This window comes from Leptospira bandrabouensis, from assembly GCF_004770905.1.
Taxonomy (GTDB): domain Bacteria; phylum Spirochaetota; class Leptospiria; order Leptospirales; family Leptospiraceae; genus Leptospira_A; species Leptospira_A bandrabouensis.
This window is the reverse complement of sequence record NZ_RQHT01000014.1, coordinates 1,672,238-1,688,239: the sequence shown is the minus strand read 5'-3', so window position 1 is coordinate 1,688,239 and position 16,002 is coordinate 1,672,238. Positions and strand designations below refer to the sequence as shown.

Annotated in this window: 15 protein-coding genes; 4 read left to right on the top strand and 11 right to left on the bottom strand. The window is 38.0% G+C overall.

All coding sequences use genetic code 11. The annotated features are described in order from the left end of the window. Window positions 1-81 precede the first annotated feature (81 nt). Entirely contained in the window at window positions 82-531 is a 450-nt protein-coding gene (locus EHR07_RS15140) for a hypothetical protein (RefSeq protein WP_238778354.1), read from the top strand. An 87-nt stretch (window positions 532-618) separates the two neighbouring features. On the opposite strand, the gene EHR07_RS15135 is transcribed toward EHR07_RS15140, so the two are convergent. The 5 genes from EHR07_RS15135 to EHR07_RS15115 form a co-directional block, all read right to left on the bottom strand. After that, complete coding sequence (locus EHR07_RS15135; protein WP_135745823.1) at window positions 619-2,166, bottom strand: hypothetical protein; 1,548 nt, start codon at window positions 2,164-2,166, stop codon at window positions 619-621. Continuing rightward, window positions 2,147-3,910 (bottom strand): apolipoprotein N-acyltransferase, encoded by a 1,764-nt coding sequence (locus tag EHR07_RS15130; RefSeq protein ID WP_135745822.1) that lies wholly within the window; start codon window positions 3,908-3,910, stop codon window positions 2,147-2,149. Before EHR07_RS15130 ends, EHR07_RS15135 begins: the two co-directional genes overlap by 20 nt. Before the next feature lie 24 nt (window positions 3,911-3,934). Next, window positions 3,935-4,972 carry a PIN/TRAM domain-containing protein gene (locus EHR07_RS15125; protein ID WP_135745821.1) on the bottom strand — a complete coding sequence of 346 codons (1,038 nt, stop codon included), beginning with the start codon at window positions 4,970-4,972 and terminating at the stop codon, window positions 3,935-3,937. A gap of 39 nt (window positions 4,973-5,011) precedes the next feature. Next, entirely contained in the window at window positions 5,012-5,593 is a 582-nt protein-coding gene (locus EHR07_RS15120; protein WP_039938068.1) for a CarD family transcriptional regulator, read from the bottom strand. An 83-nt stretch (window positions 5,594-5,676) separates the two neighbouring features. Further along, window positions 5,677-6,288, bottom strand: a complete 612-nt coding sequence (locus EHR07_RS15115) for a hypothetical protein (protein ID WP_135745820.1) — start codon at window positions 6,286-6,288, stop codon at window positions 5,677-5,679. Between the two features lie 238 nt (window positions 6,289-6,526). Here EHR07_RS15115 and EHR07_RS15110 point away from each other — a divergent pair, with 238 nt between their 5' ends. Next, on the top strand, window positions 6,527-7,060 hold the full coding sequence (locus EHR07_RS15110; RefSeq protein WP_135745819.1) for a class I SAM-dependent methyltransferase: 534 nt from the start codon (window positions 6,527-6,529) through the stop codon (window positions 7,058-7,060). 87 nt (window positions 7,061-7,147) lie between these two features. Here the strand turns inward: EHR07_RS15110 and EHR07_RS15105 are convergent, their stop codons facing one another. The 6 genes from EHR07_RS15105 to EHR07_RS15080 form a co-directional block, all read right to left on the bottom strand. Continuing rightward, entirely contained in the window at window positions 7,148-9,100 is a 1,953-nt protein-coding gene (locus EHR07_RS15105; protein ID WP_135745818.1) for a SpoIIE family protein phosphatase, read from the bottom strand. Window positions 9,101-9,168: 68 nt separating this feature from the next. Continuing rightward, window positions 9,169-9,765, bottom strand: a complete 597-nt coding sequence (locus tag EHR07_RS15100; protein ID WP_135745817.1) for a cytochrome C oxidase subunit IV family protein — start codon at window positions 9,763-9,765, stop codon at window positions 9,169-9,171. 13 nt (window positions 9,766-9,778) lie between these two features. Further along, window positions 9,779-10,552: a cytochrome c oxidase subunit 3 family protein gene (locus EHR07_RS15095; protein WP_135745816.1), complete on the bottom strand. Its 774-nt coding sequence runs from the start codon at window positions 10,550-10,552 to the stop codon at window positions 9,779-9,781. Further along, window positions 10,539-12,152, bottom strand: a complete 1,614-nt coding sequence (locus EHR07_RS15090) for a cytochrome c oxidase subunit I (protein ID WP_135745815.1) — start codon at window positions 12,150-12,152, stop codon at window positions 10,539-10,541. The genes EHR07_RS15095 and EHR07_RS15090 overlap by 14 nt, the downstream gene beginning before the upstream one ends. A gap of 9 nt (window positions 12,153-12,161) precedes the next feature. After that, window positions 12,162-13,124 (bottom strand): cytochrome c oxidase subunit II, encoded by a 963-nt coding sequence (coxB, locus tag EHR07_RS15085; protein ID WP_135745814.1) that lies wholly within the window; start codon window positions 13,122-13,124, stop codon window positions 12,162-12,164. Further along, complete coding sequence (locus tag EHR07_RS15080; RefSeq protein WP_135745813.1) at window positions 13,125-13,958, bottom strand: SCO family protein; 834 nt, start codon at window positions 13,956-13,958, stop codon at window positions 13,125-13,127. 295 nt (window positions 13,959-14,253) lie between these two features. Between EHR07_RS15080 and EHR07_RS15075 the strand changes: the two genes are divergently transcribed. Together EHR07_RS15075 and EHR07_RS15070 are read left to right on the top strand one after the other, a co-directional pair. Then, window positions 14,254-15,135 (top strand): COX15/CtaA family protein, encoded by an 882-nt coding sequence (locus tag EHR07_RS15075; protein ID WP_135745812.1) that lies wholly within the window; start codon window positions 14,254-14,256, stop codon window positions 15,133-15,135. Further along, the gene (locus EHR07_RS15070; RefSeq protein ID WP_135745811.1) at window positions 15,135-15,989 is read left to right on the top strand and encodes a heme o synthase; all 855 of its coding nucleotides are present in this window, start codon (window positions 15,135-15,137) and stop codon (window positions 15,987-15,989) included. The genes EHR07_RS15075 and EHR07_RS15070 overlap by 1 nt, the downstream gene beginning before the upstream one ends. Window positions 15,990-16,002: the final 13 nt, after the last annotated feature.

The following is a 16,002-nucleotide window of genomic DNA, read 5'->3' as shown; positions in this document are numbered from 1 at the left end:
TTTCAGACCAATGGATCGATCCTTCTTTTAAAAAAACTCTTTTCTTCATAAGCTCATGACCGAACCTGATCCTAAATGGAAATGGAACTGTCCCTAGAACAATACGAAACCCTGCTCAAGTTGGTGTATATGGGCGACTGGGTCATTTCTACCCTCCAAGCCAAGGATCGTTCCGAAGATGAACCTGATACGGATTCTCGGTTTGCTGATGTGGTTCGTCACGTATTTGCACAGGCCGACCATGCGGGTCTTGGAAATATTGTCCAAATTGACCAAAACAATGGAGAACCTTATTTAACCAGAGAATTTGAGGAAGAAAGTGGACTCGTTGATATTATAGAAGACTACGAGGACGAAGTATTCTGGCAAGCCCTCATTGAAAGACTGGCTCACAGAGATTTCCTTCGTCATTACGGCGAAACAGCCATCTCCCAAATGGCAATCGAAGAACGAATTGAAAAAGAAACTCCCTTTCATGACAAATGGGCCCAAGAGTTTCACGAAAACGGACTCGAAAATTTAAAAATCTAAACTATCCAACTCCCGAGTTCCCCGTAACCTAAATCAAAACAACAAAGCACCTAACGCCTAATAGATTTAATAACTTTTTCTTTAACTTTAGTTTTCAGCTTTTTTTTGTTTTTGGCTGATCTTAGGCCAAAGTAATTTATCTTCTCTTTCTTTTTTTCGATTCATCGATTCACTGAGTCTTGTGCGTAGAATCAATTCAATTTGGTCTTTTGTTTGTAGTGGCAAACGATCTGCATCCGAAACGTTTCCAAGATCTCTTAACAAAAGTTGGATGGATTCAAACGCCTTTTCATTTAAAAAATCACCATTAGTGGGAAGGTTGGAAATTCGATTCCATATTTTGAGAGCTTCTGTTTGTAGTTTAGAATCTTTGCGACTGTTCCCTACCTCCCAAAGAACCCTTCCCTTTTCAAAATATCCATCTCTTTTTCGATAACCATTCGGGGTTTTTGCAATCAAAGTATCTAAAATATCAACTCTCTTTTTGGAATATGCTTCTTCCACATCCTTTGGGTGGAAGAGTTTCTTTTCTAATAATAGCTTTTTGTATTTTTCAGACATCCTTCGCAGAGTTTCATAACGTAGAGTTTGTTTTTGTTCTGGAGTTGCTAGTTTTAAGTATTCTTTTGCCTGAAAGTATTGTTCGAGTGCCCGGCTTTGAATTTCATAAATATTTTCAATGGTAAAAAGAATTTCTGTTCCAGTATTGGTTCCTAAATTCTCTGAAAGAGCTGCCATCATTTGTCTAAGAAAATCTTCTTTGTTTAGATTTTCTTGAAAATAATCAATTGCAAAGTAACTAGGATCACCACTAAAAGGATAAGCTAATCTTTGTAAGTTTTCATAATATAAATCCCTAACAAAATAACTAAGATCTCCTTTATCGGGATCATATCCCATAAACCGAGAGATAAACTCATCCAATTGTTTTTCTTTCTTTTGTTTGAGAGTTTTGTCTAAATAACGAGTTCGGTCATCCTTCGTCATTGTCAATGGAGACTTTGGTTCCGCCTCCCCTTCTTTAGAAATCCTCATCGTAATAGGAGGAGAGGATTCATCTCCTTTTCGAAAATCTTCGATGATGCGGTTTCGTTCTTTGTGGACAAATAAATTATCTTCCGCGTTTTCTATATCAACACGGAAAGGATCACGGATTCCTTTGACTGTTGGAAAAACATCTTTAACTATGATATCTTCATAATCTCGATTTCTTTTGATATAAGAATCCGCAACTCCAGAGTTTTCATTGATTAAATCATAATCATTTTTGAATTGTTTGCGTAAAGAAGAGGTACCTTCTAAATCTTTGACTAATTCTTCCCATTGGCTCCCTTTATACTTACCTTTGGAAAAACCGTTTCCATCACCATCCTCTCCTTCCTCTCCCTCACCTGGATCTTCGGAAGTTTCTGCATTTCCAGTTTCCCCACCGATTTTTCCAAAATTCATCTGGAATGAGAGTTCCTTTTCTTCTTCCTCTGCATATATCCAAGGTGGGCCACAAAGAACTTTGTGATAGGGTGAATCTGAGTTGTTGAACGAGTATATAATTAATGTTATATGGGAAACTACAGAGATATAGAGAGCTATATAAAATCTAAAGTCAAAAAGAACTTTAAGAATTCCTTTTCGCATAAAAGAAAAACACTAATCCTACGATTCCCAAATATAAATAGGAAAGTAAGTTACCGTATAACCTGTAAAAAGTCATTTCCCCAGGAATCACTTGCACTTTTTTACGAATCACAGCAGTAGATTCAATCGGGGTAAAATCATTGTCAATGTTGCGGCCAAGATGGTCGGTAAATACTGAAGTTCCAGAATTTGTGGACCTAACAATCCATTTGCGAAATTCAATGGCTCTCAGTCTACCTAAGGTATGGTGTTGGTAAGACTCAACCGAATTTCCATACCACTTGTCGTTTGTGACATTGACAATAAAATCAGGATCTCCCTCAAACTTTCTTACGAACTCAGAGATGATCACTTCATAACAAATCAGAGGTAAAAAACTACCGATTTGTTTTTCTTCCACTTTTTCTTTGGAATAGTATTCTCGAACCCCTTCTGGTCCCATTGCCATCGTATCTTCGAAGTGCAGGTCTTTTGATTGTGAAGATGCAGTCTTTCTTGGTTCATAATAAGGAATTAAATTTAGATTGGTTCCTGGTGCGAACTGTCCAGTTTGTCCAGACAATGCATACATCCATTCAAAAGGCATGTATTCGCCGAAGATCAGTAAAAAAACTTTTTGGTAACTATTTCTTCTTTCTCCATTCGGATTCATTATCACCGAAGAATTATACATACGAACATCTCGTCTGGAAATACGGCCGGGTGGCGCTGTAGGTATTAAATCTGCATCTAACTCATTATAAAAAACATTGGTTCCATGACGCAAACTAATAATAGCCATTAAAGATTCGAATTGGTGCCAATAAATGCGACTATACCTCGTCACTTCTGAATCGTGAGTTGTAAAAAATGGAACACCTGACTCGGGTAATACGACGAGATCTGCAGGATTTTCTTTTAATTCCCGCTCTGTCATTAAATCGATTCGCGTCATTAAATTACGAATTTCTTCTGCAGGATTACGACCATCCCGAAATTCTAAAGGCGCATTGGGTTGTACAATTAATACATCCCTTTCCGCAATGGGTTTTACATTTGACCATTTTTGAAATAAGTAATACCCATTTCCAAAAAACAAAACAAGAACCAAAACTAAACTTAAACCACCTAACAAAAACTGTTTTTGAAAATTTTTATGTTTAGTGAGAAAATTTGTAAGTAATCGTAAAACAGTTTTTGGTTTTCTAAGTGAAAACAAATAATAAGAAACAAAAAATAAAAATACAGATAACCCGTATGAGCTCACATACTCTGCGTTTTGTGCTAAAATTTGATTTTCAGCCACAACGTTTCCAAAATACCAAGGGAATACTTGAGGTGTAAAAAATTCTGCAAATAATATCGAAAAAGAAGCAATGATAGGAAAAAATTTTCCCACCCGTTTTGCTAAAAAGGAAAATAACAAAAGATAAACAGGAAATTTAAAATTAAGTAAAATCGCAGAACCAATAAAAATGGGCACTGCCAAATACCAATCAAACCCACCGAATACAGTGGTCATATGGTAAATCCAATGGAAGGAAACAAAATAAAATAGAATGGAAAAACCGAAACCATGATAGATCAATTTTTTCCATTCGCCCCGGTTTCGTTTTTCAATGAGAAAAAGCCCAAAGGGTGCCAACCAAACAAAAAATGGAAGACTTAAAGGAGCAAAAGAAAGGAAGGAAAATAATGCGGTGACCGCATAACAAATAACGGATATGAACCCTTCGCGTGAAATTAAAAAACGTACCAGTTTCATACCCGTTAGACTACTAAAATTAAATTACGATTTGTTGTAGTTATTGTTACCGTTTTGCACTTTTGTAAAAATCATTTTACCAGCAGCAGTTTGGATGATACTTGTGACGACCACTCGTACATCTTTTCCAACTAAATGACCACCATTTTCAATGACAACCATCGTGCCATCTTCTAGATAACCAATTCCTTGGTTTTCGTCTTTTCCTTCTTTGATGACAGAGATTTGGAATTCTTCACCAGGAAGTACAACTGGTTTTAAGGCATTAGCAAGGTTGTTTAAATTAAGGACACGAACCCCTTGTAACTCAGCTACTTTGTTAAGGTTGAAGTCGTTAGTAACAACGGCGCCACCTGTATCGCGAGCCAGTTTCACAAGTTTTGCATCTACTTCGCGAGTATCAGAATAATCTGTATAAGTGATCTTTACTTCAATGGAACCTTTTCTTTGGAGTTTATTCAACATCTCAAGACCACGGCGACCGCGAGCTCTTTTGATAGGATCCGAAGAGTCAGAAATAAGTTGGATCTCACGTAAAACGAAGTTAGGCAAAATAAGTGGGCCATCTAAGAAGTGAGTATCAGCGATATCTAAAATTCGACCATCGATTACAACAGAGGTATCTAAAATTTTATCTTTAATTTGGGTATTGGCAGTATCTAAACCTGGAATTTGAAAGCTAGAACCTGCGGCCCCACTCCCACCACCAAAAATTGAAAGTCCTGGTTTTTTTGCAAATGCCACACCTGTTTTGATTCCAGTTAGGAAAAGAAGAACTGCAACAAAGATAGCAATAGATTTATAACCATAATCGTTGAGAAGGCTCACTGGAAATGCTGCGATGGACAATCCGAGGAGAGCCCCGATACTAGCGCAAAGTACAACATCTGCTTTGATTTCAGGGAATAATTTTCTTTCACCTAACACGAGGAATAGGGAATAAAGAAAAATGATTCCAGCAAGCGACCCCGCCAAAACGAGGTTTTGCGATTCCGAATATAAGAAGAAAAACGATACCGAAGAGACGAGAATCGTCCCAAGGGCTGAAAGTAAGTGTTTCATAACTCAATCCTTGTAAAAGAGTTGAGCAAAAACGGAAGTCTATTCTAAATCTAGATCATCATCCAATTCTTTTGGAGGTGGTGGTGGAGCCATACCTTGCACTGAAGCTGCTAACACATCGGAAACAATATTTCCTGCTTCTTCTTGGGGTACACCCTTACTCAATGCAATTTCCATCTTTACTAAATTATAGGCGCTCTCATAGAGCTTTCTTTCCATAATGGAAAGTTCTTTGCCATAGGCACGTCTGTAAAGATTACGGCAAACATCAGCCACTTCGAAAATGGAACCAGATTTGATCTTGTTCATATTGTTCTGGTAACGGACCTTCCAGTCCTCTTCCGTGTCGACCTCATCCTTTTTTAGGAGAGTGAGAACTTTTTTGATCTCTTTTTTATCAATGATCGACCGGATACCCACATCGATTGCCCGATCCACAGGGATAGAGACCTTCATTTTGGAACCTTGAATTTCCAAACTGTAACAGTCTTTCTTCTTTCCCAGAATCAGCTTTTTTGCAACTTCTGTGACTTCACCTACTCCATGGATAGGGTATACAACGTAGTCCCCCACCTTGAATTTAGGCTCTTTAGTTTTTTCGTTTAGTTTTTTTGTAGCCAAGTAAGTATAATAACTTCCGTAAATACTCTTGCCTTTACTATACCTGAAAATTGACGAATGTCAAGGAAGTTGACAAAAATAGTTCAGAATCGAATGGTTTTTACTTGGGCGTCTGTCAGGGTCGGAAGTTTGGATTTTACAGCCTCAAGAGTTTCTTTGGCATCATCCAAACGATAGAAATATCCTGCAAAAAGTTTCCCCGTAGAGGTACGAAAAATGCGTCCGCGCAAAGAAGGGTTGGTTTCAATCAATTGTTTTCCGACCGCTACTGCTTCTTCCGGTGTGAAATCCCCAATTTGGACCATATAATTGATCTGGTCATTTTTGGGTGGGAACTTCAAAGCATGCGGAAACGGTGATTCCGAAGAAGAGCTAGAATGATCTCCTTGGCTTTGGTCCTGGTTCTGTCCGTCCCCGTTAGATTCAGAAAGTTTTGGGGCAGGTAATTTCTGGTTACCAACATTCGAGAAAGAGGTTTCAGAGTTTTCTTTGAATTTTGTTTCTTTTTGCCCCAATTGGATTCCCACGACCATTCCGGAAGTAAAAAGTAAAATTCCTCCGACAAGAAGGATAAAAGCAGATTTTGGTTTTTGTGCGTTACTTAAATAGGAATGCGGCTGTGGAGAATAGGATGGAACCTCGCCCTCATAGGGTCGGCCGGATCTAAGCTTTCTGGAATAATCTATATTTTGCATGGGTGTTCCGGTATCTCTATTACTCTAATTGTCGGATCACGATTCAAAAAAATAGAATGGTTTTTTATAAAATACAAATGACGGTCAAATGGATGGTTCGTAGTTGAAAACACTAACTGTTTTTCTAAAATGATATTATAGAATCATGAAATGCCCTCTTTGCGAATCTGAATCCATTCCGTTTTTTACCAATCGGTTTCGCTCTTACAATAGGTGCCAAAATTGCCTTTCTGTCTTTATGGATTCAAAATTTTGGCCTACCTCTGAAGATGAAAAAAAAAGATACCTTGAACATAATAACGATGTAGAGGATATACGTTACCAAAATTTTTTAAAACCCATTGTGGATCTGGTGATCACAAACCAAAAAACAACAGACAAAGGTTTAGATTATGGTGCGGGTCCAGGACCTGTGGTTCAATACCTCTTAGAAAAAGCAGGATTCAAAATCAAACTTTACGATCCTTTTTTCCATAACTACACAGATAATTTAAATCAAACTTATGATTATATTATCCTTACAGAGGTAGTGGAACATTTCCATTCCCCGAAAGATGAGTTTTTTAATTTAACAAAATTACTCAATGAAACCGGAAGTTTATATATACTCACCCATCCTTATGATGATTCTATTAATTTTGAAAAATGGTATTACAAAAATGACCAAACACATACTTTCTTTTATACAAAAGAATCCTTTGTATGGATCAAAAACCATTTTGGTTTCAAAAATTTAGAAATTCAAGATCGAATTGTTTTATTTAAAAAGTAATACATCTTCCAACCTTCATTTACAATCTTAAGCAGGACATGTATAAACGAATTATAATTCAGAAAAAACTTCAAGTGGGTTTAATTATTAAGTTTTCTCTTTTAATTCCATTAATTTTGAATTGTTAGGTTCCAATATTTCGATTTGTTTGAGTAAGTACACAAACCGGTCTTTATCTCCACTCAACCGACAAACGTCAGCTAAATGAATTAAGTTCCCAATATTTGATGGCTGCCGTAACCGCACCCTTTCACTCAACTCTTGCGATTCTTCCAAAAAAGATTTCGATTTATAAATTGAATACAATCGTTTGTATAAAACCGAGGTATGAAACATCCATCTTGTGTCGGAAGGAAAATTTTCCAATGCCAAACTCGCATATTCCATTGCCTTAAGTAAGACACCTTCTTTTTCGTATAACCTAGTAATATATTTTAATTCCGTAATAGAAATTTCCAAGGCTGAATTATAAGACAAAAGCACATCCAATGCTTTGCTATACTGTTTTAATTTAATAAACTCTTTCGCCTCTTTCCAGTAAACACCAGGTTTAGAAAATGATCCCAATTTATATTCCAATGATATCAAACTTAAATCATCTGAAAACTTCCCTTTTGATTTCAATACCGAGATCACTTTTTCCAAATCTCCATCGGATTCTTCAAGACAACATAAAATTAAGTTTTGATCCTCGTTGATATCTCGATATTTCCCTGACTCAGATATTACAAGATCATCCTTTCCATCTGAACCACAGATAATTTTATCCCCTTTTTGCATTTGAAAAACTGAAATAAATCGATTGGTTGGAACTTCCATTACGCCTAATTTATAATAATGAATTTCATCTTCTATAAATCTTGCTTTCCCATCTCGGTATAGAATGACCCAAGGATGTTCTAAATTAATAAAATATAAAGTCCCTGTTGATTCCTCAAGAAGTCCAATCACAGCAGAAACTAACATGGCTCCATCAAAAGTCTCAAATATTTTTTGAAGGTCCAAATAACAATCGTGTAACCATCTTTCGGGTGACCTGTTTGATGAAGTTGGGTCCATTTTTGAACGGATTACTATGGAGTTATATACTGCTCCTAGAACAATGGCCCCACCCGCACCTTGGATAGATTTACCCATTGCATCCCCATTGATAAAGGCTTTGTACCGTTTCCCTTGTAAGATTAAATTATAAACAGATACATAATCGCCACCTAACTGGTATTCCTTGTTTCTGAATTTGAATTTTTTGTATTGGTTGATAACTGTGTCTATTGTGACAGCATTACCATCGGTTTCACGGCCTAACAAAGGTTCAAGTAATAGTGATGTTAAAAAATAGTCACCATCCTGTTGGGATTTCAATGCCTGAATTTCTTCTACAGTCTTAGTAACTTCTTCATTTTTTTTAATAATTCTTTTGTGGTTTAGAAAAGAATGGAATCGATATCGTTCCATAATAAGACCAGTAAAAATACCAAGAACATAACTTATTGCCAAGTTCTGCATTGAATAGTTTGCTGCTGCAGTTGTGAGATCAGGTTTATATACGATTACAGAAACAAAAAAAATGAGAATGGATATAGGATAATAAATGAATAAAGTTTTTCTTGGGAGTGGCAAAAAAGGAAGGATCATCACAAGCATCTGGTATCCAGAAACATAAGGTGCATCATCCGCGATCCTACCCGTATAATAAGCCGCCGTAAATAAAAGATAGGCATAGGTTAGGTAAGCCCAAGTCAGTCCTTCCAAATTAGAAAACTTGTTTTTCAGGTGGTTATATACGAAAAAAATTAAATAGGAAAAACAAAAGAGACTATATCCAATCCGAAAATAGAAGAGTTCAGGAAACTCTGGATGGAGTTTAGCATCCGTATCAAAAGCAAATCCTAACATCGCAAATACGCCGATGATACTTCCGGGAACTTGGATGATTCGCGTGTGTCTGTCTAATTCCTTTATATAATCGTCGTTATAAGTTTTTCTCTCAGGAATTAGATCTAAGAAGAGAGATAAAATCGCTTTAATATACTGATACACGATTCTTCATTAGACGAAAAAGCCCGCGCGAAGGCGGGCTCTTTTCAAAACGTTATGTCAATTTTTTTCTAGAAAAAAGGTTTTGCTGGGAACTCAGTTGACGGAGCAATTCTTGAAATGATGTCTCCGAAAGAGAAGGCAAACAACAAAGCCAAAAAGGCAAATGCGGAAAGGAAGATAACACGATTCAACATATTATCATACTTCAAATGCATAAAGTAAGCTAAAACGAAGAAAGCCTTACAAGTCGCTACAGCCATTGCAACAATCATGTTCCACTTTCCTAAATCGTATTGTGCTACCCAAACAGTAATGAACGTTCCAAAGAACAAAGCCAAAAGAACGAATACATATGTTTTAATGGATATTACATGGTGATCAGGTTCTTCTTCCTCTTCTCCATCTTCTACCCACATGGAAGCAGAAGCATGGTCTTCTTTGTGATCTTCATCACCTAAAACAAATTTAAGCAGTTTGCTATCTTTGTTTTCTTCTGTAAATTTTGCAAATCGATCCGTTTGGAAAAACTGACCAAACCAGTTTACGATAAATCCTAAAATGGTAGCTGTTGCAATCCCAGGAGCAAAAATTCCAAATCCAAGAATTGGAGTGAAAACTGCAACGAGAGCAATGAAGTAAAGTCCGTAATTGATTACGTATTCCATTCTATTATACCTTTTATCCTACCAAATAAAGAAGTGGGAAGAGGTAAATCCATACCAAATCCACAACGTGCCAGAAAAGACCCACACCTTCTACAGGAGTGTAGTATTCGGGACCAACTTTTCTTCGTAGAGTTTTTATAAATACCCAGAAGATGAGAAGCGCACCAGCTACCACGTGAATCCCGTGAAGTCCAGTCATTACAAAGTAAAAACCATAGAACATTTCCCATTTTGGTTGAGAGATCACCGCTTTCAGACGTGTAACTTCTTCTGTGCTCACATGGTTTTTTTCTAATTCTGCAGGGTTTTTGAGAAGAGCGGAAATTTTAGATTCGCACTCTGCTCTTTTTCCACCAGCTGCACAAGAAGGATCCACTAGAGAAAATTTACCAGGAACTGTTCCTACATGAAACTTGTGACTGTATTCAAAGTATTTAATTACCATGAAGGCACCAGCACAAGCAATTGTAAGAGCGAGCATAACAGCTGCTATTTTATGTAAACCACGTTGCACGTAGTTAATGGCAGCAGCCATAGTGAAGGAACTAACAAGAAGGACAACTGTATTCACAGCTCCCATTTTCCAATCCAATGTTTCCGAACCGTTTTTGAAAACAGTTGGGTAAAGAGAATGATAGATGAGGTAACCTACGAATAGGCCACCGAACATCAGGATCTCAGTGCAAAGGAATAACCAAATTCCTTGTTTGGAAGAGGCATATTGGTGATCTGCACTCTTAAAATGGTGTTGGTGATGAAATTCACTTGAAGAACTAACGGAAGTCATATGGCCCTGCAGTTACTGTTGGAGTAGTTGTAAAGTTTTCGTGTGGTGGAGGAGAAGTCGTTTGCCATTCGAGTGTTTTTGCACCCCAAGGGTTGTTCGGAGCTTTTTCCCCTTTCAAAATTCCATGAATGATGGTAATAAGACCTACCAAAAATCCAAGACCAATGAGCCAAGAACCCACTGTAGAGATTTGGTTGAGGTTTGTATATTCAGGAAGGTAATCAAAGTAACGTCTAGGCATTCCCATTGCACCTAAAATGAATTGTGGGAAGAAAGTTACGTTGAATCCAGTGAAGATAAGAACCCAAGAGATCCTTCCACCAAGATCAGAAGTCATCTTTCCAAACATCTTAGGGAACCAGTAGAAAATTCCACCCATCAGTGCCATAAGTGTTCCCCCTACCATTACATAATGGAAGTGAGCAACTACAAAGTAAGTGTCATGGAAGTGAACATCCATACCAGTTGATGCAAGGAAAACGCCTGTCAAACCACCGATCGTGAATAAGAACATAAAACCTAGAGCGAAGAGCATTGGCGCTTCGAAGGTAACAGTTCCACGATACATAGTGGAGATCCAGTTGAAAAGTTTAATCGCTGTTGGAACCCCAACAAACATGGTGATGATGGAAAATACAAGTCCTGCTAAAGTGGATTGTCCAGAAACAAACATATGGTGTCCCCAAACAAGGAAGGATACTGCGGCAATCGCAACGGAAGAATAAGCAATCGCACGGTAACCGAAAATTGTTTTTTTGGAGAAAGCAGTGATAAGCTCAGAGATCACACCCATTGCAGGAAGGATCATAATGTACACCGCAGGGTGAGAGTAGAACCAAAAGAAGTGTTGGAAAAGAATTGGGTCTCCACCGAGGTCTGGATCAAAAATCCCCACTCCAAGAGCTTTTTCTGCTCCAATGAGTAAAAGAGTGATCGCAAGGATTGGTGTTGCAAGAATCTGAATGATTGAAGTGGAATACAAAGCCCAAATCATCAGTGGAATTCGGTCCATAGTCATTCCAGGTGCTCTTAGTTTATGTGTGGTTACAATGAAGTTTAGTCCCGTTAAGATGGAAGAAAAACCCATTGTAAACGCGCCCATCACAAGCAAAATCACACCGTTAGATGTTTTTGCTGTTGAGTAAGGAGTGTAGAATGTCCAGCCCGTGTCTACTTGGTTGAAGATCATGGAAGAAGCGGAAAGAAGTGCTCCTGCAATGAAAATGTAGTAAGAGGCAAGGTTCAGTCTTGGGAAAGCAACGTCTTTTGCACCCAATTGGATCGGAAGAATAAAGTTTCCGAGGAAAGCCGGAATTCCAGGAATGATTACCATAAATACCATAATGGCACCATGGAAAGTCATAAACTTATTGTAAGTATCTGGATCCAAAAGTGGCGTAGCGCCAAATTTTGCTAAATGCAAACGAATTCCCAAAGCAAAGAAACCACCGATTAAGAAAAGGGTGGAAACTGTTGCAAAATACATAAGACCAATACGTTTGTGGTCTAGAGTGGTCATCCAAGACCAGATTCCAGATCCGTGGTTCAGATAATTATGGTCAGTGTGACCATGTTCGGTTTTTGTCTGTGCTGAACTCATCTCTCTTCCTTATTTAATGGATTTGATATATTCAATTAAGTTGGCAACATCTTCATCAGAAAGTTGGCCTTGGAACACTGGCATCGCTGGTGGATATCCTTCTACGATTTTTGCAGAAGAAACCAGGATGGATTCGCGTAAGTAGTTTTCATCAGCTTTGGATTGGCTTCCATCAGCAAATTTTCTACTAGAACCAAAAAGTCCCTTCATTGTAGGTCCAACAATTCTAGATCCGTCGATCGAGTGGCAAGAAGCACAAGCTTTTTGAGCAAATAGTGTCTTTCCAAGATCCGCAGGACTGTCAGCACCTTTTTTCTCAGCATGATACCAAGCTGCATATTCCTCAGATGGAATCGCTTTGATTTTAATCATCATACCAGAGTGTTTCGTACCACAATATTCAGTACAGAAAACGATGTATTCACCCGGTTGTTTAGGCTCAAACCAAAGTTGTGTGAGTTTACCTGGAACCGCATCTTGTTTGGTTCGGAAAGCAGGAACAAAAAAACTATGAATTACATCTTTAGAAGTGAGGACGAGTTTTGTAGCTTTTCCTGCCGGAACAATCATTGGATCATTTGCAGAGCTATAAAATTCTTTTCCGTTTGCATAACGATAAGTCCAAGCCCACTGTTCTGCAGTAACATGAATTTCAGCCGCAATATCTTCTGGTGGGTTTCTGAGTTTTTCAAAAATGACCATACCCCAGTAGAAAATCCCCATCATGATAATGAGAGGAATGAACGACCAAAGAAATTCTGCAAAATTATTGTGAGTAATGTATGCGGATTTCTGGTCTAAACTTGTACGTTTGAACTTGATGAGGAACCATGTCATTCCACCAACCAAGATGACAAACGAAACAAGGCTTGCTATGATCAGAAACGCATAGAGAAGATCGACTTCTTTTGCGATTTCAGTTGCCTGGATAGGCATGAACGAGGTCGCTGGAATGAGACTGCTCCAAGACATCTATGTGACTCCTTGACGGTTGTTATTTGTTTTTTTTCGCCAGTTTATGTATAAAAACGCACCGAGAAGGAGTAAGGTGACTGCCCCCCCGAATTGCATCATCCTGTATGCGTATATCGTATATTTATTTTTTCTCGGATCAAATTGAAAGCAAAATAAAGCAAACTTGTCTACAAAACTCCCAATCTTACCAGAAGATGCCTCGAGAAAGGCAAATTTTAAATCTCTTGGTTCGAGTTGGATTCCTTGAAAGATGCGCGACACCTTACCTTCTGGAGTCAAAACATAAACCCCACTGGCGTGGATGTATTGTTTTGCTTCCGCATCCCATGCGTACCGAAAGTCCAATTGTTTGGTTAAAATATCAATGGATTCCTGTGTACCCGTGAGGAGATGAAGACCGGATCCGGCTCCTTCTCTACCATATTCCTTCAAATAGGCCTCCTTTTTAGGAAAAGCAACCGACTCATTTTCTTTCGGATCAATGGATACGGCAATGTATTGGTATTCTTTGCCAAGAGACCAATCGAGTGCTTTTAAACCTTGGAACACACCATTGAGGTGAAAATTACAAAGAGTAGGACATTTGAAATAAACAGGAGAAAGGAGGACGGGTTTCCCTTTCGAAAGAAAATCGGAAAACTTAACGATTTTTCCCGATTCATCTCGAAACGGTATGTCGAGATTGAGTGACTTCCCCGTGACATCAGAAAATCCGATATTTTCTAATTCTTTCGGAAGTTTATTCTCCCGAGTCAAGTTGGAATGCGGATCATACGCAGATACGCTAGTTCCTAATAACAGAAAAAGAAAAAAGAAGAATCGAATGTTCACGAAGATTTGGTGGTTACCCTATTTGGACTGAACGCTTTTTGATTCCATTCCTGGGTTATCCGGTGTTCCCGGGTGAACAAAGGAAATATAAGCGAAAAATAGAATGTTGAGAACGAGTGTGACAAGGAAAGTCCAATAGCCACCCTTATTGTAAAGGTCTGTGTTTTGCATAATTTTACCTGATATAGTCTATACGAAAAACTGCTCTTTTTATCCAACAATTTTTAAAAGATGCAAGATTAATTTTATTTTCCCTAAACTCAGGTCACAAAACCTGGAGGAAACAGATAGACGTATGACACTCAAACGTTTTTACACCATACTTTCCGCAATGATCCTTATCAATCTCCTCTACGGTCCACTCGTAAGAGCAACCGATTCAGGGCTCGCTTGTCCTGATTGGCCTTTGTGCCATGGTAAATTTGTACCAGAATTTACATTTCAGATCTTTATGGAAGTGGGACATAGATACTATTCAGGGATTTTAGGAATCCTTGTAGGAATCGGTTTTATTTGGATTTTACGAAAAAAAGAAACTCGAAAAAACCTGGGGATTCCTGCAACACTCTCCCTTGTATTTTTAATTTCCCAAGTCATCCTCGGCGGACTCACTGTTACCAAACTTCTCCACCCAACAACCGTTAACCTACATTTACTCAATGCAGTTCTATTATTGTCTTGTTGTTTAACAGTTCGATTGCTGATCTCCGAAGATAATCAATCCAAATTCCAATGGAATCGACCTGGTAAGTATTTTTTTCTATTTGTACTCATCGTCGTTTTATACCAACTTTTTCTTGGTGGAAAGGTGAGTTCTCACTATGCAGGTCTTGTTTGTTCCGACTTCCCTACTTGTAATGGAGAGTGGTTTCCGAAAATGATAGGACCCATCCGATTTCAAATGGAACATAGATTGTTTGGATATTTAGCTGCCTTGTCTGTACTTTCTTTGTCTGCTTATGGAATCCTTTACTTAAAGGATAATTTGGTCAAAAAGACTCTTAAAATTGCAGCTTATCTAATATCTTTTCAGATTTTTTTAGGTGCTATGAACGTTTTGTACCAACTACCCAAACTCATTACCGGATTACACACGCTAAACGGTGTTCTCGTGTTTATGTTTTGTTTTATTGCAGCCTTTTACCATTTTAGGTCTCCTGAAAGAGGAGTCCAATAATGTTCCGATTATGGAACCAACTGACAAAACCTAGAGTCACAGTACTCGTTCTTGCGACAGTTCTTCCTGGAATGTATCTGGGTACTAATGGTTACCCATCCCTTTGGGAAATCTCGATCACTCTGTTTGGGACTTATTTAATGAGCTCTGCCTCTTTCATTCTCAATCAATATATTGAACGAGAAAGAGACGCTGTGATGTACAGAACCAAACAAAGACCAATCCCAGCAGGAGAAATTTCACCAGGTTTTGCACTCTTTTTGGGTATTTTTGTCGCTATTTTGGCGTTTGGAATTTTGACATATTTTATCAATCTACTAACGGCCGTTTGTGCCCTCTCTGCTTTACTTTTATATGTGTTTTTATATACTATTTGGTTAAAACCGAGAACAGAACAAAACATCGTCATCGGTGGAATCTCTGGTTGTATTGGACCTTTGATCGGATATGCAGCAATGGCAAATACCCTTCCCGTTCCTGCATGGATTTTATTTTTGATGATATTTCTTTGGACACCTGCACACTTCTGGGCACTAGCTATCTTCTTAAAAGATGATTATGAATTCGCAGGAATTCCTATGATGCCTGTAGTTTCAGGCATTCAAAAGACAGTAAATCAAATCTTTCTTTATGCGATTGCATATTCGTTGTCTGTCATTGGATTTTATTTTGCCGATGAACGAATGGGATTTTTATTTTTAAGTTCTGCGATTTTTCTTACAGTTTTGATTTTGCTTTTCGCATTTCGATTAAAACTTTCGGGGGACAAACTCCTTGCAAAACGTTTTTTCTTTTTTAGTATCCTACATTTATTTTTGGTCAGCTTGATCATCGTCATCGATTCAAAAATCTAGTTTTTTTAGTTGA

Excerpts from the sequence above, each read along its gene's own strand:
- EHR07_RS15100 (WP_135745817.1), bottom strand. The coding sequence starts at position 9,765 with ATGGAATACGTAATCAATTACGGACTTTACTTCATTGCTCTCGTTGCA.
- EHR07_RS15090 (WP_135745815.1), bottom strand. The coding sequence starts at position 12,152 with ATGAGTTCAGCACAGACAAAAACCGAACATGGTCACACTGACCATAAT.
- EHR07_RS15110 (WP_135745819.1), top strand. The coding sequence starts at position 6,527 with ATGGATTCAAAATTTTGGCCTACCTCTGAAGATGAAAAAAAAAGATAC.
- coxB (WP_135745814.1), bottom strand. The coding sequence starts at position 13,124 with ATGTCTTGGAGCAGTCTCATTCCAGCGACCTCGTTCATGCCTATCCAG.
- EHR07_RS15140 (WP_238778354.1), top strand. The coding sequence starts at position 82 with ATGGAACTGTCCCTAGAACAATACGAAACCCTGCTCAAGTTGGTGTAT.
- EHR07_RS15115 (WP_135745820.1), bottom strand. The coding sequence starts at position 6,288 with ATGCAAAATATAGATTATTCCAGAAAGCTTAGATCCGGCCGACCCTAT.
- EHR07_RS15130 (WP_135745822.1), bottom strand. The coding sequence starts at position 3,910 with ATGAAACTGGTACGTTTTTTAATTTCACGCGAAGGGTTCATATCCGTT.
- EHR07_RS15095 (WP_135745816.1), bottom strand. The coding sequence starts at position 10,552 with ATGACTTCCGTTAGTTCTTCAAGTGAATTTCATCACCAACACCATTTT.
- EHR07_RS15135 (WP_135745823.1), bottom strand. The coding sequence starts at position 2,166 with ATGCGAAAAGGAATTCTTAAAGTTCTTTTTGACTTTAGATTTTATATA.
- EHR07_RS15075 (WP_135745812.1), top strand. The coding sequence starts at position 14,254 with ATGACACTCAAACGTTTTTACACCATACTTTCCGCAATGATCCTTATC.
- EHR07_RS15070 (WP_135745811.1), top strand. The coding sequence starts at position 15,135 with ATGTTCCGATTATGGAACCAACTGACAAAACCTAGAGTCACAGTACTC.
- EHR07_RS15125 (WP_135745821.1), bottom strand. The coding sequence starts at position 4,972 with ATGAAACACTTACTTTCAGCCCTTGGGACGATTCTCGTCTCTTCGGTA.